The organism is Lentzea fradiae (assembly GCF_900100955.1).
Lineage (GTDB): Bacteria > Actinomycetota > Actinomycetes > Mycobacteriales > Pseudonocardiaceae > Lentzea > Lentzea fradiae.
In genome coordinates, this window is sequence record NZ_FNCC01000005.1 from 74,186 (window position 1) to 97,648 (window position 23,463).

19 protein-coding genes are annotated in these 23,463 nt (G+C 71.6%); 11 read left to right on the forward strand and 8 right to left on the reverse strand.

Annotated elements, in window-relative coordinates; genetic code table 11:
* Positions 1-143: 143 nt before the first annotated feature.
* On the forward strand, positions 144-1,040 hold the full coding sequence (locus BLT23_RS12510) for a DUF1963 domain-containing protein (RefSeq protein ID WP_090048739.1): 897 nt from the start codon (positions 144-146) through the stop codon (positions 1,038-1,040).
* A gap of 46 nt (positions 1,041-1,086) precedes the next feature.
* Here the strand turns inward: BLT23_RS12510 and BLT23_RS12515 are convergent, their stop codons facing one another.
* A complete protein-coding gene (locus BLT23_RS12515) occupies positions 1,087-2,277 on the reverse strand; it encodes an FAD-dependent monooxygenase (protein WP_090048740.1) in 1,191 nt (396 codons plus the stop codon).
* Positions 2,274-3,671, reverse strand: coding sequence for an MFS transporter (locus BLT23_RS12520; protein WP_090048741.1), 1,398 nt, complete (start codon positions 3,669-3,671; stop codon positions 2,274-2,276). Before BLT23_RS12520 ends, BLT23_RS12515 begins: the two co-directional genes overlap by 4 nt.
* A 364-nt stretch (positions 3,672-4,035) precedes the next feature.
* Between BLT23_RS12520 and BLT23_RS12525 the strand changes: the two genes are divergently transcribed.
* Positions 4,036-5,469 carry an alpha/beta fold hydrolase gene (locus tag BLT23_RS12525; protein ID WP_090048742.1) on the forward strand — a complete coding sequence of 478 codons (1,434 nt, stop codon included), beginning with the start codon at positions 4,036-4,038 and terminating at the stop codon, positions 5,467-5,469.
* A 7-nt stretch (positions 5,470-5,476) separates the two neighbouring features.
* On the opposite strand, the gene BLT23_RS12530 is transcribed toward BLT23_RS12525, so the two are convergent.
* Positions 5,477-6,172, reverse strand: a complete 696-nt coding sequence (locus tag BLT23_RS12530; protein WP_090049394.1) for a GAF and ANTAR domain-containing protein — start codon at positions 6,170-6,172, stop codon at positions 5,477-5,479.
* 58 nt (positions 6,173-6,230) lie between these two features.
* Positions 6,231-7,082, reverse strand: coding sequence for a YhjD/YihY/BrkB family envelope integrity protein (locus BLT23_RS12535; RefSeq protein ID WP_090048743.1), 852 nt, complete (start codon positions 7,080-7,082; stop codon positions 6,231-6,233).
* Positions 7,083-7,172: 90 nt separating this feature from the next.
* On the opposite strand from BLT23_RS12535, the gene BLT23_RS12540 reads away from it, so the two are divergent.
* Positions 7,173-7,886 (forward strand): CDP-alcohol phosphatidyltransferase family protein, encoded by a 714-nt coding sequence (locus BLT23_RS12540; RefSeq protein ID WP_245743957.1) that lies wholly within the window; start codon positions 7,173-7,175, stop codon positions 7,884-7,886.
* Here the strand turns inward: BLT23_RS12540 and BLT23_RS12545 are convergent.
* From BLT23_RS12545 to BLT23_RS12555, 3 genes are read right to left on the reverse strand one after another with little or no spacing between them, the layout of a single operon-like run.
* The gene (locus BLT23_RS12545) at positions 7,848-9,302 is read right to left on the reverse strand and encodes a phytoene desaturase family protein (RefSeq protein WP_090049398.1); all 1,455 of its coding nucleotides are present in this window, start codon (positions 9,300-9,302) and stop codon (positions 7,848-7,850) included. The genes BLT23_RS12540 and BLT23_RS12545 overlap by 39 nt on opposite strands.
* Complete coding sequence (locus BLT23_RS12550; RefSeq protein ID WP_245743913.1) at positions 9,295-10,416, reverse strand: glycosyltransferase family 2 protein; 1,122 nt, start codon at positions 10,414-10,416, stop codon at positions 9,295-9,297. The genes BLT23_RS12545 and BLT23_RS12550 overlap by 8 nt, the downstream gene beginning before the upstream one ends.
* Positions 10,413-11,213, reverse strand: a complete 801-nt coding sequence (locus BLT23_RS12555) for a carotenoid biosynthesis protein (RefSeq protein WP_090048744.1) — start codon at positions 11,211-11,213, stop codon at positions 10,413-10,415. Before BLT23_RS12555 ends, BLT23_RS12550 begins: the two co-directional genes overlap by 4 nt.
* A 107-nt stretch (positions 11,214-11,320) precedes the next feature.
* Here BLT23_RS12555 and BLT23_RS12560 point away from each other — a divergent pair, with 107 nt between their 5' ends.
* The gene (locus tag BLT23_RS12560) at positions 11,321-12,862 is read left to right on the forward strand and encodes an FAD-dependent oxidoreductase (RefSeq protein ID WP_090048745.1); all 1,542 of its coding nucleotides are present in this window, start codon (positions 11,321-11,323) and stop codon (positions 12,860-12,862) included.
* Position 12,863: 1 nt separating this feature from the next.
* Here the strand turns inward: BLT23_RS12560 and BLT23_RS12565 are convergent, their stop codons facing one another.
* Entirely contained in the window at positions 12,864-13,532 is a 669-nt protein-coding gene (locus BLT23_RS12565; protein ID WP_090048746.1) for a GntR family transcriptional regulator, read from the reverse strand.
* 149 nt (positions 13,533-13,681) lie between these two features.
* On the opposite strand from BLT23_RS12565, the gene BLT23_RS12570 reads away from it, so the two are divergent.
* The 7 genes from BLT23_RS12570 (at position 13,682) to BLT23_RS12600 (ending at position 23,427) form a co-directional block, all read left to right on the forward strand.
* A complete protein-coding gene (locus tag BLT23_RS12570; protein WP_090048748.1) occupies positions 13,682-14,881 on the forward strand; it encodes a CaiB/BaiF CoA transferase family protein in 1,200 nt (399 codons plus the stop codon).
* Between the two features lie 11 nt (positions 14,882-14,892).
* Complete coding sequence (locus BLT23_RS12575) at positions 14,893-16,980, forward strand: hydantoinase/oxoprolinase family protein (protein ID WP_090048750.1); 2,088 nt, start codon at positions 14,893-14,895, stop codon at positions 16,978-16,980.
* Position 16,981: 1 nt separating this feature from the next.
* Complete coding sequence (locus BLT23_RS12580; RefSeq protein WP_090048752.1) at positions 16,982-18,850, forward strand: hydantoinase B/oxoprolinase family protein; 1,869 nt, start codon at positions 16,982-16,984, stop codon at positions 18,848-18,850.
* Positions 18,851-18,855: 5 nt separating this feature from the next.
* Complete coding sequence (locus BLT23_RS12585; RefSeq protein ID WP_090048754.1) at positions 18,856-19,470, forward strand: isochorismatase family protein; 615 nt, start codon at positions 18,856-18,858, stop codon at positions 19,468-19,470.
* Positions 19,467-20,360: a hydroxymethylglutaryl-CoA lyase gene (locus BLT23_RS12590; RefSeq protein ID WP_090048756.1), complete on the forward strand. Its 894-nt coding sequence runs from the start codon at positions 19,467-19,469 to the stop codon at positions 20,358-20,360. Before BLT23_RS12585 ends, BLT23_RS12590 begins: the two co-directional genes overlap by 4 nt.
* A gap of 89 nt (positions 20,361-20,449) precedes the next feature.
* Positions 20,450-21,355, forward strand: a complete 906-nt coding sequence (locus tag BLT23_RS12595; protein ID WP_090048758.1) for an SDR family NAD(P)-dependent oxidoreductase — start codon at positions 20,450-20,452, stop codon at positions 21,353-21,355.
* Between the two features lie 77 nt (positions 21,356-21,432).
* The gene (locus BLT23_RS12600) at positions 21,433-23,427 is read left to right on the forward strand and encodes an oxidoreductase (protein WP_090048760.1); all 1,995 of its coding nucleotides are present in this window, start codon (positions 21,433-21,435) and stop codon (positions 23,425-23,427) included.
* Positions 23,428-23,463 lie beyond the last annotated feature (36 nt).

Sequence of the window (23,463 nt, forward strand, 5' to 3'; positions counted from 1 at the left end):
CTACTGCGGACGAGGATTTGCCGGGGCGGTTCTCACGGCAGTTTCATCGGTGGTCAACGGAAGTGGTGGCGGAACCGGACAGATCCGTCTTGAGTGGACCGTGTGCGAGAGCGGTCTCACATGGTCTGCCATGATCCTGCGTCATGGATCGTTACGAGCAGTTTCGCAATGCCGCGATCGACAAGGGGATTCCCGAGGAGGAGGTCGGCAGGTTCGCCGGGCACCTCAGGTTCGCGATCAGGGCTGTGGCGAAGAAGGACGGGGACCAGGTCGTCGGGCGGATGGGCGGGCTTCCCCGGTTACCGGTGGGCGTGGAGTGGCCCGGCAACGGCTATCCGTTGCCGTTCATCGGTTCCGTCGACTGCGCGGCCTTGCCCAGAGCGGAGAAGCTCGGGCTTCCCGAGGACGGGACGCTGATGTTCTTCCTGCACCACGAGGAGGACATGGACGCGTGTTCCCCGGACTCGGGTTACGCGCGGGTCTTGTACGTGCCGGCCGGTACCGAGACCGAGGTGGCGGCGGCGCCTGACGGGCACGACACCATGACGCACTTCTGCGACAACATCCCCTTCATCCAGCCGGAGTTCGAGATCACGGCCTACGTGGGGCCGGACCTGCCGGAGTGGATCGAGGACCGCGACGTCGACTGGGAGCCGGAGTCGGTCAAGCAGGAGTTCGCCCTGCTGAAGCACGTCGACGAGCTGTGCGCGGTCGTGGAGGAGCTGTGGCCGAGCCGGGGCTACTACAGCACGTTCCGGTTCGGCGGGTACTGCTCCAACGTCGGCAGCAGCGACGACCCGTGGACGCAGATGGCGTACGACAACCTCAGGGACGCCCTGGCAGCCACCCCGGACATGCCGAGGGAGGAGCAGACGCGGGTGACCGATGAGGAGGAAGCCCGGCTGATCCGGGAGTGGGTGACGCTCGCGCAGTTCCCCACGCAGAGCGATGTCTACTACGGCTGCTTCCTCATGAGCGCCGAGGACCTCGCGGCGAAGCGCTTTGACCGGGCGCGGTCGTTCACCATGTTCACCGAGTAGGTCTTGCCCGCGCGCCCGTCGGAGACTCCGGTGGGCGCGCGGGGAATCAGGAAACCGGGGCGAACTCGGGCAGGGTCAGGGCCGAGTGGGCGGGATGGCCGCCGGCGGGTGCGGCGGTGAGGTGGCGCAGCACGTCGTTGCGCTGTGCCAGGGCTTCCGCGGTGGCGGGGACGAGCGTGCTGCCGCCTTCGCTGCCGACCAGGGCCTGGTTCAGTCTCACGAACTCGCGGACGCCCCACTCGTAAGCGGCGAAGCCGGTGGTGTGGTCGCGGTCGGCGAGGGAATGCGCGAGCACGTAGGCGCCCGCGAGCGCGAGGCTGGTGCCCTGGCCGGTGAGGAACGACGGGGCGTACGCGGCGTCGCCCACCAGTGCCACCCTGCCGTGTGACCAGCGGGGCAGGTGGATCTGGCTGACCGCGTCGAAGAACAGGTCGTCCGCGTCGCGCAGAGCGACGAGCATGCCGGGGATCTCCCAGCCGGCTCCGGCGAACGACGTGATGAGCAGCTCGATCTGCGCCGCGGGGTCGCGGAACGCGGCGTACGGCACCTCCGGCCGCGTGACGACCATGAGCGCGTGCGTCTCGTCGCTCCCGGAGTTGTAGAGCGCCGCCGCCTTGCCGGGGGCGTTCCATACGACGGCCTCGTTGGAGAGCCCCAGCTCCTCGTGCAGGGTGAACACGCCGAAGCTGAAGCCGAGGTACCGGTGGAACCGCTCCTCCGGGCCGAACACCAGCTCGCGGGTGTGCGAGTGCACGCCGTCCGCGCCGACGACCAGGTCGAACGAACGGTTGCCGCCCGCGCGGAAGGTGACGTCCACGCCGTCGGCGTGCTGGTCGAGGGTGGCGATCGAGTCCTCGAAGAGGAACTCCACGTCGTCGCGGACCGCGTCGTGCAACGCCTCGGTGAGGTCTCCACGCCGGATCTCCAGGTCATGGCCCGACTCGCCGCCGGTGACGGTGTGGGGGTGCAGTGAGGTCACCTCGTCGCCGTGCTCGTCGATGAACGTCATCCGGCGCAGGTCCACGTGCACGTCCCGCAGGCGGGGCAGGACGCCCATCCTCCTGACGACCTCCAGTGCGGTGCCGCGGACGTCGACGGGGTAGCCGCCGGTGCGGGGCGCGGCGGCCTTCTCGACCACCGTCACGTCGAAACCGTGGCGGTGCAGCCAGAACGCGAGCGCCGGACCGGCGATGCTCGCTCCGGAGATGAGGATCTTGCGTCGGCCGGTGCCGGTCATCGCGTGACTCCCTTGCTCATGGTGCGGGTGATGAGGAGGCCGAGCGCCGTGATGGCGCCGGCGACGGCGAAGCCGATGACGAACGCCGACTCCGCGGGAACGTCGGAACCCGCCGGGGTCGCGGCGGTGAGCAGTGCGCCGCCCGCCTGCACGCCCACGGCGAAGCCCAGGACGCGTGTGACGAGCACGAGTCCGGTGGCGATGCCGGTGTCGCCCTCGTCGACGGACGTGGCGGTGTTCGCCAGCAGCGCGGTGACGGCCACGCCGCTCGCGAGCGCGATCAGCATCTTGGCGACGACGAGGTGCCAGACCTCGCTGTGCACGACCGCCACGAGGACGAGGGAGGCCGCCATGACGACGGTCGCGGCGGAGATGACGCCTCGTGTGCCGAAGCGTCGTGCGCTGAACCCGCCGAGCGGTCCGGCCACGACGGCCGCGATCGCGCCGGGGATCAGGTAGAGGCCGATCAGCGTGGCGTTCGCCCCGAACCCGTAGCCGTCACCGGAGAGTTCGAAGAGCTGCGGGACCAGGTAGATCGCGCTGGAGGTGCCGATGCAGAGCACGAACGTGAGCAGGCACGACTTCCACACCGTCGGCAGTGCCAGCATCCGCAGGTCGACCATCGGCGCGGCGGCACGGCGTTCGACGGCCACCCAGGCCGTGACGAGCACCGCCAGCAGGACGACGAGGCCCGCGAGGACGAGCGGGGCCGAGGCGATGTCCGCCGCCAGCGCCAGCACGAGCAGGAGCGTGACGAGCGACCCGCTCAGGAGCGCGAAACCGGGCCAGTCGATCCGGCCGCCGTCCTCGCGGCCGGGAGGGTCCTGCGGCAGCAGCAGGTGCGTCGCCGTGGTGGCGGCGACGAGGGCGAACGTGGGCAGCGCGAACATCCAGTGCCGGGACAGCTGCTCGGCGACCGGCCCGGCCGTCAGCGTCCCCACCATGCCCCCGGCGATGAACAACCCGCTGATCACGCCGATGGCGACCTTCGAGCTCCCGGTGGGCAGGTGCTTGCGCACGACGATGAACGACAACGGGACCGCGCCCACCATCGCCCCTTGCAGGACCTGGCCCGCCAGCAGCACGGGCGTGCTGGGCGCGGCCGCCGACACCAGGCCGCCGAGGCACACCACCCACATCAGCCTGACCAGAACGGGTTTTCCGCCGTAGCGGTCACCGAGCTTGCCCGCGACCGGGGTGACGAGCGCGCCCGTGATCAGCAGGACGATGCTCAGCAACGCGCCTTCGGACCGCGTCATGCCGAGCTCGCGTTGCAGCAGAGGCAGCGTCGGTGTCACCACCGATTCGAGGGCACCGGTGGCGAGCGTCAACGTTCCGAGCGCCACCAGGGCGCCCTTGCGCAGGGTGGGCGGAGGTGACAGAGCTGTGGTCATGGCGGTCCTCTTCAGGTCGGAGGCGTGCGGGGACGTCCGGCCGCCGTGGAGGAACGGGGGCCGGTCTCGTCGAGCCGGTGGGTGTGGCGGGACTCTTCCGCGCCACCGAGACCTGTCTAACGGACCGGCGGTGGGCCGGTGGTGAGCGCGGTCTGTGCGATCGGTGAGCCGGATCTGTGAGAACTCTGTGTGCCTCAACGGGATGCGCGCGGGCGTCACGGTACCTGCGCCGTTCGGCCGTGCCGGTCGGGAAGCTCGGGGTAAGCCCGTGGTCTGACACGACGCCATCCCTCAGGTTGTTGCTCGCGTACTTCCCCTGGTTGCAGCCTCGACGGCACCAAGATCCCGAACCTGGAGGAAACCCTTGCGCTCCACACTGTCCGCGGCCGTGGTGACGGGCTTCGTGCTCGCGTTGTGCACCGACGCCGTCGCTTTCGCCGCACACCGGACCGACTGGAAGCCGTGCGCGGAGGTGGCGTCCGGATGGGACCAGGAGGACCGGCGCACCGAATGCGCGATGGTGGAGGTTCCGCTCGACCACGCGAAACCCGATGGGCGGCGGATCGAGATCGCGGTCAGCAGGGTCAAGGCGACCGGGGACAGGACCGGTGTGATCCTGGTGAACCCCGGCGGTCCCGGGCAGCAGGGCGTCACGATGCCGCTCGGGCTGGCCGAGAGCGACGCGGGCGGCATCGGCGTGCACCACGACCTGGTCGGCTTCGATCCGCGCGGGATCGGTTACAGCACGGCGGTCGAGTGCGATCCCGATAGGACACAACCGGATCCGGCGTTGTCGCCGAAGGAACGCGCCCGGTTCACCGCCGAACGCGACGCGGCGCGCAACCGAGAGTGCTTCGACCGCGACCCGGATCTTGTGCGGTCCATGACGACCGAGAACATCGCGCGGGACATGGACGTCATCCGCAAAGCGTTGGGCGAGAAGAAAATCGGCTACTACGGCGTCTCGTGGGGCACCGGGCTCGGCGCGATGTACCGGACGTTGTTCGACGCGAACGTGAGCCGGATGCTGCTCGACTCGGTCGTGCCGCCGGTGCTCGACGTGCGGGTGATGGACGACGGCCAGGTCGCCGCGGGGGAGAACACCTTCCACGAGTTCGCCGCCTGGATCGCCCGCTACGAGGCCGTCTACCACCTCGGACGGACGCAGACCGCTGTCGTGCAGGCACTTCTGGACCTGCGCGCCGAGGTGACGGCGCATCCGCGGACGATGCCCGACGGCAGTGTCGTCGACGGCGACGCGGTGAGCGAGATGTTCGCCTACCCGCGCCGGGACTGGGCGTACGTCGCCGCACAGCTGAAGTCCATCCGGGACGTTTCAGCCGCGCCGCGGCGCACCGGCGGGCTCGGCTGGGACGCGGGTCTTCTCCGGAGCCACCAGTTCCCGCAGACGGCGATCCTGTGCAACGACTCCCCGAGCACCCGCGACTTCGAGACCGTGTGGCGCCACCGGGAGGAACGCGTCACGAACTTCCCCGCTGTGGGCCGCTTCGCGAGCTACGAACGGATGTGCGTCGGCTGGCCGACGCAGGGGAAGGCGTGGGACCTCAAGCCGGGAACGAGCCAGGTGCAGCTGGTCGGGCACCTCTACGAACCCGTGACGCCGATCGGCTGGGCGATCGAGATGCGTGCGCGCGTCGGCGGTGAGCTGATGACGGTCCTGGACGACGAGCACGGCACCGTGCACGACCGGTCCTGCGCCGACGACGTGGTGCGGTTCTTCGACACGGGCCGCACGACGACGCGCAGCTGCGCCGGAGCGCCCGTGCCTGCTCCGTAACGGTGGCTCAGTCCTGGCCGCGGGTCTCCACGAGCCAGGCCGCCACCTGGTGCAGCTTCATGTTGGCCGTCTGCGACGCCTCCACCAGCATCCGGAACGCGGCGGCGGAGTCGATGCCGTGCCGCTCCATGAGGATGCCCTTGGCGATGCCGATGAGGTCGCGGTTCTCCAGCGCGACTCCCAGCTGCGCCTCCCGCTGCGCCCCGACCAGCGCGATCGCGGCGTGCGCCGCGAAGAGCTGCCCCTCCGCCTCGGTGCGGTCGTCGAACGCGTCGATGCGGCTGGAGTAGAAGTTCAGGGCGCCGAGGGTCCTGTCGGTCACGAACAGCCGGTAGGACAGCAGCGAGTGGAGGCCGTGCGCGGCCGCGGCCGGGCCGAACGACGGCCACCGGGGCTCGGTGCCGACGTCACCGACGCGGAGCGTCTCGTGCTCGGCGATGGCGTCGACGCACGGCCCCTCGCGGAGGTCGTACTGCAGCTGGTCGACGGTCTCGACGACCGGGCTGGTCGGCTCGACGGTGCGGATCCTGCCCTGCTCCACGAGCGAGATGCCCGCGTGCTCCGCGTTCGGCACGTACTCGACGGCGGCCTTGACGATCGCCCGCAGGGTAGCGCCGAGGTCCGGTTCCGCCTGCAACGACCGGGCGACGGCGCTCAGCGTCGTGGCCAAGCCCTTGAAATCGTCGTCGAGCCTCGTACCCACGATGTCCTCCTCCACCGGCGTCCGCCCTCCAGCTTTCCGGAAGAACGGGACGGACGCATCACACCTGGCTGTGCTCGTGGCGGGCGGACGACCGCGTGGTGGCGTGGACGCTGATCGCGATCCGGTAGCCGGCCAGCAGGATGAAGTGCAGCCCGAACAGCCAGAGGGCGAGCGCCACGGCGTCGCCGACGAACGGCAGGCCGCCGAACGGGATGCTCCAGTCCAGCGGGATCGCGAGGAACAGCAGGAACCCGTGCAGGAACCCCGCGAGCACCGCGGCGAGGCAGAACGAGGCGGGGGCGACGACCCGCAGCGGCAGCGCGGACGGGCCGGTGCCGGCCAGCACCAGTCCGATCGCGACCCACAGGGGCAGCAGCACGAGGTGGAACGACAGCACCACGCCCTGCGCGAGCGGCCAGCCGCCCGCCTCGTAGAGCGGCGCGACCTGCGGCGCGAAGGCGAGCGGGAACGAGACGAGCAGCGGCGAGGCGACGAGCACCGGCACGAACCGCAGGCGGCCCGCCCAGCCCGTGGTGCCGCGCACCCGTTCGCCCGCGACCGCGACGAGGCCGCGCCGCAGCCCTTCGCCGTAGAGGCTCGCGGGCAGCAGCATCGCGAGCAGGAGCGGCCAGCTCGCCGACAGCGCGGCGTTCGTCAGCGCGGACAGCGCGGGTTCGGGGTCGTGCGCGTCGGTCAGCGACCGGGCGAAGAGGAGCGTGCCGTCGCGGACCATGTCGTCGCCGAACAGGATCGCCGCGCCACGCAACGCGATCAGCAGCACCGGCACGACGGCGACCGTGCTGTAGAACGTCAGCCCCGCGGTCCACAAGGACAGGTCGTGGCCGTGCAGCGACTTCTGGACGTGTCTGGTCACCGACACGAGCTGGGCCTTGAGGCCGGTCCGGGGCATGGCCTCCGGTTACCCGGCGCGGCGTGGTCTCATCCCGCCGGCGCGTGTGATCCCGCGCGGTTCCACACGGGCGAATAGGGTTGGGGGGTGATGGACGGCGAGCGCGACGACCCGGTGGCGGGCTGGTCCCGCCTGCACGGCGAGGACGTGTCCGGCAACCGGCTCGTGGTGGGCTGGCTGAGGTTCGTGCACGCGCTGGCCCGCCACTTCGACCGCGTGCCACCGGACCTGCTGTCCGTGGCGGGCGTGGTGGTCGCCGCGGCGGCGGCCGGTGCGGCCGTGGCGTGGCCGTTCGCGGCACTGGTGCTGGTCGTGGCCAGCGGGGTGCTCGACGGGCTGGACGGCGCTGTCGCGTTGCGCACCGGGCGGGCTCGTCCGCTCGGCGCCGTCGTGGACGCGGTCGCGGACCGGCTGTCGGACCTGTGCCTGGTGGCCGTGCTGTTCGTGCTCGGCGCACCGGCCTGGAGCTGCGCCGCGCTCGCCGCCGCGCTGATGTTCCACGAGTACGCGAGGGCGAAAGCGCAGGTCGTGGGCATGGGCTCGGCCGGTGCCGTCACGGCGGCGGAACGGCCGACGCGCGTCATCGTCGCCGCCGTGGCGTGTGCGGGCGCGGGCGTGTTCCCCGGCGGCACTCCGGGCACGGGCTGGTCGTGGGGCGTGGTGTGCGCGGTCGTCTGGGGCGTCTGCGCGCTCGTCGGGCTGGTGCAGCTGGCGGTGGGCGTGCGGCGCGAGCTGACCGGGCGGCCGTGGGTCGACCCGGTCGGGTCAGGCAGGCCCGATCAGGCCGGCGACGATCGCGGCTGACAGCGTCACGATGGGCAGGCCACCGCCGGGGTGCGCCGACCCGCCCACGAGGTGCAGGCCGCGCACCGGGCTCGTGTTCGCGGGCCGCAGCATCGCCGCCCGCGGCCCGTTGGACGACGAGCCGTAGATCGACCCGCCCACCGAGCCGGTGTCGCGCTCCCAGTCGGCCGGTGTGCGGGTCTCTCGCCACCGCAGCCGGTCGCGCACGTCGAGGCCGCGGGCGGCCAGCACGCCGAGCACCCGGTCCGCGTACGACTCGGCGAGGCCGGGCGCCGTCCAGTCGACAGGTCCGTGCCGCGGCGCGTTGACGAGCACGAACCACGCCTCGTCACCGGGCGGCGCGATCGCCGGGTCGTCGGGGGAGCAGACGTAGACAGCCGGGTCGCGCACCGGCTCCGGCGTCTTCCCGAAGATCGCGTCGAACTCGGCGTCGTAGTCGGCGGGGAACAGCACGCGGTGGTGCCGCGGCTCGGGCGTGCGCCCGCGCAGCGCGAGCAGCAGCACGAACCCGGACAGCGACGGCTGCACCCGCCGCAGGCTCCGCAACGGCCGCGGCGACGGCACCAGGTCGCGGTACAGGTGCTCGGCGTCCACATCGGACACCACCAGGCCGGCGCCCACCCGTTCACCACTGGCGAGCCGCACACCGGTCACGCCGCCGGCGCCGGTCTCGACGCGGGACACCCTGGCGCCGAACCGGAACTCGACGCCGAGCTTCTGGCAGCGTTCGAACACGGCGTCGCCCAGCAGCCGCAGGCCGCCGCGCACGTACCAGCCGCCGAACCGCTGCTCCATGTACGGCACCACGGACATCAGCGCCGGGAGGCGGCGCGGGTCGGACCCGCTGTAGGTGGCGTACCGGTCCAGCAGCATCCGCAGCCGCGGGTCGGTCAGCCGCTTGCGCCCCAGGGACCGCAGCGTGCGCCACGGCGCGATCGCCATCAGGTCGCGCGGGCTCGCCGAGCGGCGCACCAGGTCGCCGACGCTGAACGGGCGGCGCAGCACCGGTTCCTCCACCAGGTCCCACACGTGGGCGGCCTCGGCCATGAGCGAGCGCCACTGCCGCCCTGCCTCCTGCCCGAACGCCTCCGCGATGGCGGCGGCCGGGTCGGTGTGCGGCAGGTCGAGCGTCGAGCCGTCGGGGAAGCGGTAGTGGCACACCGGGTCCACGGGCACGAGGTCGACGACCTCGTCCAGCGGGGCGCCGGTCGCGGCGAACAGGTCGCGGAAGACGTCGGGCAGGGTGAGCAGCGACGGGCCGGTGTCGAAGGTGAACCCGTCGCGCCGCAGGACGCCGAGCTTGCCTCCGTGCGTCTCCGCCTGCTCCAGCACCGTGACCCGGTGGCCCAGCGCGGCCAGGCGCGCCGCGGCGGCGAGCCCGCCCATCCCGGCTCCGATGACGACGACGTCAGCCACGCCGGTCACTCCCTCGCAGCGTCCTGCCCTTCCAGGTGAGGCGTCCCGTGCGGCGGGCCCACCAGGACCGGCCGAGCAGCCCCAGCAGCACCGCCACCGACACCGGCTGGGCCAGCGCGTCCGGCCACGCGCGGCCACCGGTGTGCCGGGCGGTGACGACCCGGCCCGCCACCGCGGCGAGGTAGCCCACGAGCCCGGCCCGCGACCCGGCCAGCGCGGCGAGCGGCGGCAGCAGGTACAGCCAGGCGAGCCCGGTCGCGAGCGCCGCGGCACCGGCCGGGCTGCTCGCGGCGGACCACAGCGACTTGGTGTAGCCGTCGCGCACCTCGGTCCAGCCGTCGTACATCCGGCAGGTCGCGACGGTGCTGCCGTCCACGACGACGCCCCTGCCGCCGGAGCGGCGCACGGCCCGCATGATCGCGATGTCGTCGAGCACCTCGGTGGCCACGGCCTCGAACCCGCCCGCCCGTGCGAGGGCGTCGCGGTCGAACACCAGGAACTGGCCGTTGGCGGCGGACAGCGACGGCCGTGACGACCGCTCCGCGACCCGCAGCGGCAGGAAGGTGAGCCACGACCACTGCAACAGCGGCTGCACCACCCTGGTCGGCAGGTCGTCGGCGACCTGGCGGGGGAACGGCGACACCGCCCCGAGCCCGAGGTCGCGCAGCAGCGTCACGGCGGCGGCGACCGCGTGCGGTTCCAGCACCACGTCCGCGTCGACGAAGACGAGCACCGCCCCCTTCGCCTCCGCCGCCAGCCGGGCACACGCGTGGGGCTTGCCGGGCAGCCCGTCCGGCGGCGGCCGTCCCGTGACGACGCGCAGCCTGGGGTCGCCGTCCGCCAGTGCGCGCACGACGTCCGCGGTGCCGTCCGACGAACCGTCGTCGAGCACGATGATCTCCAGGTCCGCCACGCCCTCCTGGGCCAGCAGCGACCGGATCGCCGGGCCGATGCGGTGCGCCTCGTCCCGTGCGGGCAGGCAGACCGACACCTTCTCGCCGACCTCGCCGGGGTGCGCCGGAGGGACGCGCATCAGGCGGGCGTTGAGCCAGGTGTGGCAGGTGGCGGCGACCGCACCGGCCGCCGCGGCGCGCACGAGCGCTTTTCCGATCACCGCAGGGTCCGCCACAGCGTCACGGCGAACGGCACCGCCGTCAGTCCCATGAGGACACCCGCGACCAGCGAGACCCAGGGCCTGTCGAAGAAGGCCGCGTGCGCCCACACCGACGACCCGTAGGTCCACAGGTAGAGCACCGGCGCGGGACCGGTCCGCAGGTCGAGCCCGGCCCGTGCGGACGCGGCGGGCGTGCCGCGGTGCAGCAGCCACATCATCAGCGCCGACACCAGCAGCCAGCCCGCGAAGTTCGTCAGCGGCACCCCGCCGACGCCCGGCAGCCCGGGGTCGGGGTGGGCCCACACCCAGTGGCCCGCGTCGACCATCTGCGGGTCGAGGAAGACGTCCCACGACGCGAGCGCCCAGGCGGCGACCGGCACGACGAGCCACCACCGCCGCGCGAGCGCGCGGCCGACGAGCAGGGACGGCCAGGCCATCATCACCCAGGCCAGCGGTACGAGGGCGGGCACGCCGAGCACCTCGGCCCCCAGCGTGCCGGTGTAGGCGTAGTCGCCGAACGGGAAGCCCGTCGTGAGGCCCACGTACTCGGCCAGCAGGCCGCCACCGCCCGCGACGACGAGCAGCCGGACCGCCGCCCGCGCACCGAACCGGGAGGCCGCGTCGCACACCGACGCGACGGCGAAGGCCACCACCGACAGGACCGTGGCCGGCAGCCGCTCGCCGGGGTCGGTCATCGAGTAGAAGATCTGCGCGAGGACCACGAGGAGGCCCGCTACCCACCCGGCGACGGCCACCGCACGGACCCCGGAGCGCGGGAGAAGTGTCGCTGGAGGCATGGTCGCAGACTAGGTGCCCCCGGTGAGGTCGGCATGACGGCTCGGCGTGACGTGGGCCGCGCCCCGTCCGTCGTGCGGACCGCCGGGCGTGCTGCCAGCATCGGGGAATGCCGTCCTCGCCCCGAGTCCCAGCGCGCCCCGGAACCGACCGCAACGCGCTGCTGCTGCCCGCGCACCCCGGCCGCCCGTCGGCCGCGCAGCCGGGACCACCGCCGCGGGTCGTCGTCGTGGGCGGCGGCATCGCCGGTGTCACGGCGGCGGTCGCCCTCGCGGAACGCGGCGTCGCGGTGCGGCTGCTCGAACGCGAGGCGGACCTGGGTGGCAGGCTGCGCGGCTGGCAGACCGGCGAGCACACGATGACGCGCGGCTTCCACGCGTTTTTCAAGCAGTACTACAACCTCCGGTCGTTGTTGCAGCGCGTGTCACCGGACCTCGGCGTGCTGCGCCCGGTCGAGGACTACCCGCTGCTGCACGCGAACGGGACGGCGGAGAGCTTCGCGGGCATCCCGCGCACGCCGCCGTGGAACGTGGCCGGGTTCGTGTTGCGCAGCAAGACGTTCACGCTGTCCGACCTGCGTCGGATGAACCCCGTCGCGGCCACTCGCCTGTTCGACGTCTCGATCCCGCGCACCTACGAGGAACTGGACGCGATCGACGCCTCCACGTTCCTGCGCGAGATCAACTTCCCGGAGGCCGCGCGGCACCTCGCCTTCGAGGTGTTCTCCCGCAGCTTCTTCGCCGACCCGGAGAAGCTCTCGGCGGCGGAGCTCGTCACGATGTTCCACATCTACTTCCTCGGCTCCAGCGAGGGCCTGATCTTCGACGTGCCGCGCGACAGCTACCCGGCGACGCTGTGGAACCCGTTGCGGGACTTGATGCTCGGCCTCGGGGTCGAGCTGAGCACGGGCGTGGAGGTGTCACGGGTCGACCGCGGTGCGGACGGTTTCACCGTGCACACCACCGGAGAACGCGTCGAGGCCGACGCCGTGGTGCTCGCCGCGGACACCGGCGGACTGCGCCGGTTGGTCGAGGCGTCGCCGTCGCTCGGGGACCAGGACTGGCGTGAACGGATCGGCGAGCTGCGCACCGCGCCGCCGTTCCTGGTGAGCCGACTGTGGCTGGACCGCCCGGCGCACTCGGGCCGGCCCGCGTTCCTCGGCACGAGCGGGTTCGAGCTGCTGGACAACATCAGCGTGCTGGAGCTGTTCGAGGACGAGGCGCGTGTGTGGCGGGAGAAGACCGGTGGCTCGGTCATCGAGCTGCACGCCTACGCGTTGCCGGAACACGCCGACCACGACCAGGTGGTGCACGACCTCGTGAAGCAGATGCGGTCGGTCTACCCGGAGCTGGCCGACGCGCGCATCCAGCACGAGGAGCACGTCTTCGCCGACGACTGCCCGTTGTTCGCGCCCGGCGGGTTCACCCGGCGGCCCACCGTCGAGACCTCGGACCCGGCGCTGGTGCTGGCGGGCGACCTGGTGCGCATCGACCTGCCGGTCGCGTTGATGGAACGGGCCGCCACCACCGGTTTCGCGGCGGCGAACGCACTTCTGGCGCACTGGCGGGTGCGCGGTCACGACCTGTGGTCGGTCGCGAACCAGGGCCGGTCGGCACTCCTGCGCGCGGCTGCCCGGCGCACGGCCTCGTAGTTCAGGCCCCGGACTGCTCGCGGATGGAGTGCCACGCCGACTTGATGTGACTGCACATCACCGACTGCGCCCATTCGCCGTCGTGCGCGCGCAACGCGGTGACGAGCTCGTGGTGGTGGGCGAGGCTGCGCCGCAACGACTCGGGGTTGTAGTGGGCGAACGTGCGCCACACGATCGGCACCTGCACGACCGACGCCAGCACCGTCGCGAGCCGGGTGTTGCCCGAGCCGTCGAGGATCGCCCGGTGGAACCGGTTGTTCAGCTCGGTCAGCCGGTCGAGGTCGGCCGGGTGGCCGTCCACGACCAGGGCGTCCATCCGGTGGGCCAGGTCGTCGAGCTGGTCGGTGTCGACGGTGCCGCGTTCGGCGGCCAGGCTGCAGCCCCACGGTTCGAGCACCGTCCGCAGGCTGAAGATCTCGTCGAGGTCGGCGACGTCCCAGCCCTTGACCTGCACGCCCTTGTTGCGCTCGTAGGTCAGCAGGCCCTCGGCGGTGAGCCTGCGCAGGGCCTCCCGGACGGGGGTGCGGCTCACCCCGATCGAGTCGGCGAGCTCGCCCTCGCGCAGCCAGTCCCCGCCCGTCCGCTTCCCGGACAGGATCTCGTCGCGGATCAGCCGGTAGGCGTGGTCGGCGGCGTGCCGGCCGTCCTGTCCGTTCAGCGTGTCGCTCATTGAGAACGCACGGTAATAGATCCTGAGAATTGTATGCAACCGTGAGTTCACCGTTGACACGGTGTCATCGCCAACCTAGCTTCTGCCTTGTCGGAGGTTGACTTAGATCACGCTCCGCTAGATGTTGCATACAACGAGGGGTTTGGCGGATGAGCGAACAGATGCCCTTGGCTGATCTGCGGGTCGTCGAGCTCGGTCAGCTGCTGGCCGGGCCGTTCTGCGGTCAGCTCCTGGGCGACTTCGGTGCCCAGGTGATCAAGGTGGAGGACCCGCGCAACGGTGACCCCATGCGGCAGTGGGGCCGGGAGCGGCCCTACGGACGATCGCTGTGGTGGCCCGTCGTCGCCCGCAACAAGCAGTCCGTCACCGCCGACCTGCGGACCGAGGAAGGCCAGAAGCTCGTCGCGCGGCTCATCGCCGAGGCCGACGTGCTGATCGAGAACTTCCGTCCCGGCACGCTGGAGCGGTGGGGCATGAGCCCCGAGAAGCTCTGGGAGACGAACCCGAAGCTGGTCATCACCAGGGTCAGCGGCTACGGCCAGACCGGTCCGTACTCCAAGCGCGCGGGCTACGGCTCGATCGGCGAGGCGATGGGCGGCATCCGGTACACCACCGGCGACCCCGACCGCGCCCCCTCCCGCACCGGCATCTCGCTCGGCGACTCGCTGGCCGCGACGTTCGCGTGCATCGGCACGCTCGTCGCGCTGCACAACCGCGAGCGCACCGGCAAGGGCCAGATCGTCGACTCCGCCATCTACGAGGCGGTGCTCGCGATGATGGAGTCCCTCGTCCCCGAGTACCAGGTCGCGGGCTACCAGCGCGAGCGCACCGGCACCACGCTGCCGAACGTCGCCCCGAGCAACGTCTACCCGACCGCCGACGACGAGATGGTCCTCCTCGCGGCCAACCAGGACACGGTGTTCCGCAGGCTCGCCGACGCGATGGGGCGTCCCGAGCTCGCCACCGACGAGCGCTACGCCACCCACGGCGCGCGCGGCAAGTACATGGAGGAGCTCGACGGCCTCATCGCCGAGTGGACGGCCACGATGAAGGCCGACGAGCTGCTCGAGCTGATGAACGACAAGGGCGTGCCCGCCGGCCGGATCTACCGCGCCAAGGACATGCTGGTCGACCCGCACTTCGCCGCCCGGGAGGCGATCGTCCGCCTCGTGCACCCGGAGATCGGCGAGTTCGCCATGCACAACGTGGTGCCCAAGCTCTCGGACACGCCGGGCAGCATCCGCCACGTCGGGCCCGAGCTGGGCGAGCACAACGAAGCCATCTACCGCGATCTGCTCGGCCTCGGTGACGACGAGCTGGCGTCGTTGCGCTCGGCCGGTGTCATCTGAGGAGGACGACAATGACCTACCGGCTCGGCGTGGACGTGGGCGGCACGTTCACCGACATCCTTCTCATCGACGAGGAAACAGGCCAGACGTACCGGGCCAAGACCTCGTCCACCCCCCAGGACCAGTCCATCGGCGTGCTGCGCGGCATCGAGCGCGTGTGCGAGGTGGCGGGCGCTGACCCGACCGAGATCACGTCCGTCTACCACGGCACGACCGTGGCGACGAACGCGATCCTGGAGGGCAAGGGCGCCAAGGTCGGTCTGGTGACCACCCACGGCTTCCGCCAGGTGCTCCAGATCGCCCGGTCGTTCGTCCCCGGCGGCCTCGCGGGCTGGATCATCTGGCCCAAGCCGGAGCCGCTCGCGGCGCTGGAGAACACCGTCGAGGTCAAGGGCCGCATCGCGGCCGACGGCTCGGTGGTCGACAAGCTCGACGAGGACGACGTGCGCGCCCAGCTCGCGAAGCTGCGCACGGCGGGCATCGAGGCGCTGAGCGTCAGCCTGATCAACTCCTACGCGAACGCCGAGCACGAGCGCCGCGTCGGCGAGATCGCCGCGGAGGAGCTGCCGGGCGTCCCGGTGTCGCTGTCCTCCTCGGTGCTGCCGGAGCTGCGCGAGTACGAGCGCACGATCACCACGGTCGCCAACGCCGCGGTGCAGCCGCAGGTGAAGCTCTACACGGCGAACCTCGCCTCGAAGCTGCGCGAGGGCGGCCTCACCGGCAAGCTCAGCATCCTGCGCAGCGACGGCGGCCTGGTCTCGGCCGACGCCGCCGCCGACAACCCGGTCAGCCTGCTGCTGTCCGGTCCCGCCGGTGGTGTCACGGGCGCGACCTGGGTGGCCGAGCAGGCGGGCTTCTCCGACTTCCTCACGTTCGACATGGGTGGCACGTCCACCGATGTGGCGCTGGTGCAGAACCTGACGCCGCGGATCGGCCGTGAGACCAACGTCGGCGACCTGAAGGTGCGCGCCACTTCGGTCGACGTGCGCACGGTCGGCGCGGGCGGCGGCTCCATCGCCCACGTCCCCGCGCTCACCCAGGCGCTGCGCGTCGGCCCGCAGTCCGCGGGCGCCTCGCCCGGCCCCGCCGCGTACGGCAACGGCGGCACCGAGCCGACCGTGACGGACGCGAACGTCGTGCTCGGCTACCTGCCGACCGAGCTCGCGGGCGGCGAGATCAGCCTGGACCGCGACGCCTCGCGGGCGGCGGTCAAGTCCATCGCCGACGCCACCGGGCTCGGGTCGGTCGAGGCCGCGGCCGCGGGCATCATCGACATCGTCAACGAGAACATGTTCGGCGCGCTGCGCCTGGTCTCGGTGCAGCAGGGCTTCGACCCGCGCGACTTCGCGCTGGTGGCCTTCGGTGGCGCCGGTCCGCTGCACGCCAACGCGCTGGGCAAGCTCACCGGTGCCTGGCCGGTGATCATCCCGCCGTCGCCCGGTGTGCTGTGCGCCTACGGCGACGCGACCACGAACCTGCGCGACGAGGCCGTCCGCACGCTCGTGCGCCGCTTCAGCGAGTTCACCGACGAGAGCCTGCGCGCGCTGCTCACCGAGCTGGGCGACAAGGCCCGCGGCACGCTGGTCGACCAGGAGGTCGACGAGGCCGACGTCCGCGTCGTCTACTCGGCCGACCTGCGCTACCACGGCCAGGGCTTCGAGATCCCGGTCGAGGTCGACATCGACGCGTTCACCGGTGACGGGGCGGGCCTCGGCAGCCTGCGCGCCGCGTTCGACGTGGAGCACCAGCGGCTCTTCTCCTTCGTGCTCGACAACGAGCACGAGGTCGTGACGATCCGCGCCACCGCGCACGGACCGCGCCCGCAGGTCGCCTCCGCGCAGCTCGCCGAGGGCGGCACGGACCCGTCGGCCGCCCTGCGCGACACCACCCGCATCTGGGTCGAGGGCGGCGAGGTGGAGGCCGGCGTCTACGAGCGGTCGAAGCTGCTCGCGGGCAACGTGGTGACCGGTCCGGCGATCGTCACCGAGATGGACTCCACCACTCTCGTGCTCCCCGGCCACGCTGCCGCGGTGCACGCCAGTGGCAGCCTGCTCATCCGTCCGGTCGCCGAGACCGCTGAGCCCATCACGGAGAACTGACATGGCACGGCTTATCGAAACCGCGACCGAACCGTTGCGGCAGGTGGACGTCGACGTCGTCACCCTCGACCTGGTCGAGAACGGGCTGCGCAACGCCCGCTACGAGATGGACGAGGTGCTGTTCCGCACGGCCCTCTCGCCCGGCATCCGCGAGCAGCACGACGAGTTCCCGCTGATCGCCAACCGCGACGGCAAGATGGTCGTCGGCCAGTTCGGTCTGTCCATCCCGGACTTCCTGGAGAACTTCGACGGCGACATCGAGGAGGGCGACGTCCTGCTGACGTCGGACCCGTACTCGTGCGGCGCCGCGATCAGCCACGCCAACGACTGGCTGGTCGTCATCCCGATCTTCTTCGAGGGCCGGATCGTCGGCTGGTCGGCCATGTTCGGCCACATGTCCGACGTCGGCGGCAAGACGCCCGCGTCCATGCCGACCGACGCGCGCACCATCTTCGAGGAGGGCGTGGTCATCCCGCCCTTCAAGCTCTACCGCAAGGGCGAGCTGGCCGACGACGCGCTGCGCATCATCCTCAACCAGGTGCGCAAGCCGGACTGGAACCGCGCCGACCTCAACGGCATCGTCGCCGCGTGCCGCACGGCCGCGCGCCGCGTGCAGGAGATGTGCGCCCGGTTCGGCATCCACACCTACAACTCGGCGCTGGACCAGCTGCTCGACCGCAACTACCGCGCGATGAAGGTGTTGCTGCAGGCCGTCTTCAAGGACGGCGAGACCATCTCGTTCACCGACTACATCTGCGACGACGGCCTGGGCTACGGCCCGTACGAGCTCAAGCTCAGCCTGACCCGCAACGGTGAGAAGGTCACGCTGGACTTCAGCGGGTCGAGCCCGCAGGCCCAGGGCCCGATCAACTACTTCATCAACGAGAACCTCATGCGGATGTTCTTCGGCATCTACATGATCACGGTCGCGGACCCGCAGATCCTCTGGAACGACGGCTTCTACCCGCTGGTGGACGTCATCATCCCGGAGGAGTCGTTCTGGAAGCCCAAGTACCCGGCCGCGCTCAACGCGCGCAACCACGGCATCGGCCGCGTGTTCGACCTCTTCGGCGGACTGCTCGGCCAGACGAACCCCGACCTGCTCAACGCCGCGGGCTTCTCGTCGTCGCCGCACTTCATGTACTCGGGCAACTACAGCGAGGGCGACCGCAAGGGCGAGTGGTTCCAGCTGTACTCCATCGGGTTCGGCGGCATCCCCGGCCGTCCGCTCGGTGACGGGCCGGACGGGCACTCGCTGTGGCCGTCGTTCGTCAACATCCCGTGCGAGTACCTGGAGTCGTACTACCCGCTGCGCGTCGAGCGCTGGGAGACCGTCGCCGACACCGGTGGCGCGGGTGTGCACCGCGGCGGCAACGCCGTGGACGTCGCCTACCGCTTCCTGGAGCCGGGCACGATCGCGATCCACGACGACCGCTGGCTCACCTACCCGTGGGGCGTCAACGGCGGCGAGCCGGGTGCCCGCAGCCGCAAGTGGATCGAGCGCGCCGACGGCACCACCGAGGTGCTGGGCAGCAAGGTGCACGACGTGCCGGTGCAGCGGGGCGACCTCCTGCACTTCGTCACGTGGGGTGGTGGCGGCTGGGGCGACCCGCTCGCCCGTGACCCGGAGCTCGTCGCGCTGGAGGTCCGCCGCGGCCTCGTCACCGCGCAGGGCGCGCGCCGCTACGGCGTCGTCTGCGACGAGGACGGCGTGGTCGACACCGAGGCCACCGAGAAGCTGCGCGAGGAGGTCCGGTCCACGCGCGGTCCGCTGCCCACGTTCGACCGCGGCCCCGAGCTGGCCACGATCCTGGAACGGGCGCTGGAGGAGACCGGTCTGCCGGCTCCGCTCAAGCCCGTCGTGTCGTGAGTGACATGTCCACTTCGGACGACCCGTTCGACGGGACGCTGACGGGAGGAGGTAGTCCCGCTCTGGTCCTGATCGACCTGATGCGGGCCTACTTCACCGAGGGCAGCCCGTTGTTGCTGCCGTCGCGCGACTGCCTGGACTCGGCTTCCCGGGTCCTCGCGGCCGCGCGCTGGCACGGGGTCCCGGTCGTGCACACCAGGGTCGCCTACGCCAAGGACGGCGTGGACGGCGGCCTGTTCGTCCGCAAGGTCCCGGCGCTGCGGCTGCTGTTCGACGGCGGTGGCCCGCTCGGCGAGTTCATGCCGGAGGTCGAGCCGGCCGACGGCGAGCAGGTCGTGGTGAAGCAGTACCCCAGCGCCTTCTTCGGGACGCCTCTCGCGTCCGCGTTGCGGGCGCGCGGGGTCGACACCGTCGTCATCGCCGGGGTCAGCACCAGCGGGTGCGTCCGTGCGAGCGCGCTCGACGCGTTGCAGCACGGGTTCGTGCCGCTGGTGGTGCGGGAGGCGGTCGGCGACCGCACGCCCGAGACCCAGGAGACGAACCTGTTCGACATCCAGGCGAAGTGCGGCGAGGTCGTCGGCGAGTCGCACGTGCTGCGCTACCTGGCGGAGAAACGATGAGCATCGAGATCGTCGAAGTGTCCCCCCGGGACGGTCTGCAGAACGAGAAGACCGTACTCAGCACGGCGGACAAGGTGGAGCTCGTCGAAAGAGCCGTTCGCTCGGGGGCGAAACGGGTCGAGGTCACGAGTTTCGTCAACCCGTCGCGCGTGCCGCAGATGGCCGACGCCGACGAGCTGATGGCCGCCGTGCCGCGGTACGACGGCGTCCGCTACGCGGGGCTGGTGATGAACGGACGGGGCCTCGACCGCGCGCTCAAGGGCGAGGTGGACGAGGTCAACGTCGTGGTCGTGGCCACGGACACGTTCTGCGGCCGCAACCAGGGCGTCACGACCAAGGAGGCGTGCGAGACCGCGTCCTCGCTCGTCGCGGCGGCGCGGGAGGCGGGGAAGTTCACCACCGTCACCATCGGTGCCGCCTTCGGCTGCCCGTTCGAGGGCGAGGTGTCGCTCGACCGGCTCGGCGAGGTGCTCCGGCAGGTGCACGCCGCCGGCGCCGACGAGGTCGCGCTCGCGGACACCATCGGCGTCGCCGTGCCGACCGACATCACCGCGAAGCTCGCGCTGGCGCACGAGATCATCGGTGACGACGCGGTGCTGCGGCTGCACCTGCACGACACCCGCAACACGGCGGTCGCCAACGCGGTCGCCGCTGTCCAAAGTGGAGTGTTCGTGCTGGACTCCAGCATCGGCGGTGCGGGCGGCTGCCCGTTCGCGCCGGCCGCCACCGGCAACGTGGCGACGGAGGACCTCGCGTACCTGTTCGCCCGCATGGGCCAGGAGACGGGGATCGACCTGGAGGAGACCGTCGCGGCGGCCGTGTGGCTGGAGGAGAAGCTGGGCAAGAAGCTCCCCAGCGCGCTCGCCCGCGCGGGGAACTTCCCTTCCTGAGACAGGCACGAGCAGGGGGCGGCCCACCGGACACGGTGGCCGCCCCCTTCGGTTTTCCCGCTCACCGGGACGCGGTGCGCGGGCACGACATGGCTGATGAGGAGAAGCGGATGCCGAACGGTGTGCTGACGGGGAAAGTCGTCGTGGTCACCGGCGCTGGTGCCGGGCTGGGCAGGGCGTACGCGGAGCACGCGGCCGACGCCGGGGCGACCGTGATCGTCAACGACGTCAACGCGGAGGGCGCGGAGACGACCGCGGAATCGATCCGGAAGGCGGGCGGGGCGGCGCACACCAGCTCGCACTCGGTGAGCGACGCGGACGCCGTGGAGGAGCTGTTCGACTGGATCGAGTCCGACCTCGGCCCGCTCACCGGGCTCGTCAACAACGCGGGGATCGGCTACGGCGCCTACCCGTGGGAGGAAGACCCGGCGCGGATGCAGCGAGCGGTGTCCGTCAACGTGCTCGGCACGTTGCTGTGCGGAGCCAAGGCGCTCGCGCTGATGACGCCGCGGGGCAGCGGTTCCGTGGTCAACATCGGGTCCGGCGTGTCCCTCGGCGTGACCGGCAGGGCGACGTACGCGGCGTGCAAGGGCGCGGTGGCGTCGGCGACCTACGCGTGGGCGCTGGACTGCGCGGACACCGGCGTGCGCGTCAACAGCGTCAGCCCGATCGCCGTGACGGGCATGACACCACAGGGCTTCACCGGTCCCGGCGGCTCCGCGCTGAACGACGACCCGAACCGGGTCGCGCCGCTGGTGACGTGGTTGCTCAGCGATCTTTCCGTGCCCATGACGGGGCAGACGCTCCGGTTCGACGGCCGCTCGTTGCGGATCATCACCCACCCCCGTCTGGGGGAGCCGGAGCTCGTCCGGCCGCAGTGGACGGTCGGCTCGTTCGTGTCCGCGTTCGAGGAGACGTTCTCCGACCGCCTGGAGGACATCGGCTGGGAGCGCAGGCCGTCGCCGCGTCCCGGTGCGCCGGTGGTCCGGCCGTAAACCCGAAACCACTTTCGTAGAGCTGCTGTAGAGGACTCGCGCGGAGGATTCCGCCAGAGTTCGACGGGAGGAAGACCGTGACGTTCGAGCACCTCTTCACACCGGTGACGGTCGGGCAGCACCAGATCCGCAACCGCGTGTTCATGTCGTCGGCGACGCTGATGTTCTCCAACGACGGCATCGTCACCGACCGGCACGTCGCGTACTACGCGGAGCGCGCCCGCGGCGGCATCGGCCTGATCATCCCGGAGGAGCTGGAGATCCACCCGAGCGCCGCGGGTCTTCCGGTCAAGTGGCTGCACGGCTGGCCGGACCAGGCGGTGGCGGGTTTCCGCAAGCTGACCGACGCCGTGCACGCCCACGGGGCGAGCATCTTCGCGCAGCTCGACCACGCCGGCACGATCCACGACCCGGCCGTCTTCGACGCTCCCGGTGCCGCGATGGCGCCGTCACCGTTCGGCCACCCCGGCCGGGAGACGCCGAAGGCGATGGAGCGCGACGAGATCGCCGAGGTGATCGAGTACTACGCGCGGTGCGCCCGCAACGCCGTCGAGGGCGGCTTCGACGGCATCGAGATCCACGCGGCGCACGGGCACCTGCCCGCCCAGTTCTTCTCGCCGCTGTCGAACTTCCGCACCGACGAGTACGGCGGGTCGTTCGAGAACCGGATGCGCTTCATGCTGGAGGCGCTGGAGGCCGTGCGCGGTGCCGTGCCGCACGGCTTCCCGGTGGGTGTGCGCATCAGCCTGCACGAGTTCGCGCCGGGCGGCCTCGACTTGGAGGGCACCATCGAGGTGGCCAAGGCGATCCAGGCCGCCGGTGTCGACTTCTTCGACCTGTCCGCCGGTCGCCCGCCCTACAGCTACCAGCGGTCCATCCCGACCGCGGACCAGCAGCCGGCCGCGCACCTGCGCGACATGGCCGCCCAGTTCCGCGCGGAGGTGCCGGGCACGCCGACGTTCCTCATCGGACGCGTCGTCGACCCCAAGGTCGCCGAGGACGTGCTGGCCAAGGGCCAGGCGGACATGGTCGGCATGATGCGGGCGCACGTCGCCGACCCGGAGATCATCAACAAGACCAAGCAGGGCCGCGCGGACGAGGTCCGCTACTGCGTCTCCTGCAACCAGGAGTGCTTCGCCCGCGTCGCGTCGGGCCGCCCGATCGCCTGCATCCAGAACCCCGCCACCGGCCGGGAGCTGACGCTCGCGATGTCGCGGCTGCGGCGTGCGGAGAAGGCCAAGCGGGTGATCGTCGTCGGTGGCGGACCGGCCGGCATGGAGGCCGCCTGGATCGCCGCCGCGCGGGGCCACGACGTCGAGCTGTACGAGGCCGCCGGCGAGCTGGGTGGCCAGGTGCGCTGGCACGCCAAGGCCCCCGACCGCGCCGAGTTCGGCAACATCGTCGAGAACCTCAAGAACCAGCTGCGGGTGCACGGCGTCAAGGTGCACCTGGGCGTCCGGCTCACGGCCGACGACCTCGTCGAGGCCGGTGCCGACGTGACGATCGTGGCGACCGGGTCCAAGCCGCGCGTGCGCGACGCGTTCGCCGAGTGGCGCCCGGACCTGCCGCACCTGCCCGGGTTCGACACGGCCGACCTGTACACGTCGTGGGACGTCATGTCCGGCGAGCGGCCCATCTCCGGCCGGGTCGTCGTCCTCGACGGCGACGGCAGGCACGAGGGTGCCGCCGTGGCCGAGAAGCTCGCGGCCCTCGGTGTCGAGCTGCACGTCGTGACGCCGTTCCCGCAGTTCGCGCCCGGACTCGTCCCGTCGCTGGAGTTCGCCTCCTCGCTGGGCAGGGTGCTGCGCGGCGGTACGTCGATCAGCACGACGAGCCTGCCCACCGCCGTCGAGGGCCGCACCGTGCGGTTCCTGCAGACCGCGACGGGTGAGGAGTCGGTGATCGAGGACGTCGACGCGGTCGTCGTGCTCGGCGGCAAGGTCCCCGACGAGGACCTCTACTTCGCCGTGCTGGACCGCCTGCCCGAGGTGCACCGCATCGGTGACTGCGTGCAGCCGCGCCGCATCGCCCAGGCGATGTACCAGGGCCACAAGATCGCGCGCGAGATCTGACCATCTCGCGGATCGCGCCGAGGCAGCCCACGGGCC

Excerpts from the sequence above, each read along its gene's own strand:
- BLT23_RS12510 (WP_090048739.1), top strand. The coding sequence starts at position 144 with ATGGATCGTTACGAGCAGTTTCGCAATGCCGCGATCGACAAGGGGATT.
- BLT23_RS12515 (WP_090048740.1), bottom strand. The coding sequence starts at position 2,277 with ATGACCGGCACCGGCCGACGCAAGATCCTCATCTCCGGAGCGAGCATC.
- BLT23_RS12520 (WP_090048741.1), bottom strand. The coding sequence starts at position 3,671 with ATGACCACAGCTCTGTCACCTCCGCCCACCCTGCGCAAGGGCGCCCTG.
- BLT23_RS12535 (WP_090048743.1), bottom strand. The coding sequence starts at position 7,082 with ATGCCCCGGACCGGCCTCAAGGCCCAGCTCGTGTCGGTGACCAGACAC.
- BLT23_RS12540 (WP_245743957.1), top strand. The coding sequence starts at position 7,173 with ATGGACGGCGAGCGCGACGACCCGGTGGCGGGCTGGTCCCGCCTGCAC.
- BLT23_RS12555 (WP_090048744.1), bottom strand. The coding sequence starts at position 11,213 with ATGCCTCCAGCGACACTTCTCCCGCGCTCCGGGGTCCGTGCGGTGGCC.
- BLT23_RS12560 (WP_090048745.1), top strand. The coding sequence starts at position 11,321 with ATGCCGTCCTCGCCCCGAGTCCCAGCGCGCCCCGGAACCGACCGCAAC.
- BLT23_RS12565 (WP_090048746.1), bottom strand. The coding sequence starts at position 13,532 with ATGAGCGACACGCTGAACGGACAGGACGGCCGGCACGCCGCCGACCAC.
- BLT23_RS12570 (WP_090048748.1), top strand. The coding sequence starts at position 13,682 with ATGAGCGAACAGATGCCCTTGGCTGATCTGCGGGTCGTCGAGCTCGGT.
- BLT23_RS12575 (WP_090048750.1), top strand. The coding sequence starts at position 14,893 with ATGACCTACCGGCTCGGCGTGGACGTGGGCGGCACGTTCACCGACATC.
- BLT23_RS12580 (WP_090048752.1), top strand. The coding sequence starts at position 16,982 with ATGGCACGGCTTATCGAAACCGCGACCGAACCGTTGCGGCAGGTGGAC.
- BLT23_RS12585 (WP_090048754.1), top strand. The coding sequence starts at position 18,856 with ATGTCCACTTCGGACGACCCGTTCGACGGGACGCTGACGGGAGGAGGT.
- BLT23_RS12590 (WP_090048756.1), top strand. The coding sequence starts at position 19,467 with ATGAGCATCGAGATCGTCGAAGTGTCCCCCCGGGACGGTCTGCAGAAC.
- BLT23_RS12595 (WP_090048758.1), top strand. The coding sequence starts at position 20,450 with ATGGCTGATGAGGAGAAGCGGATGCCGAACGGTGTGCTGACGGGGAAA.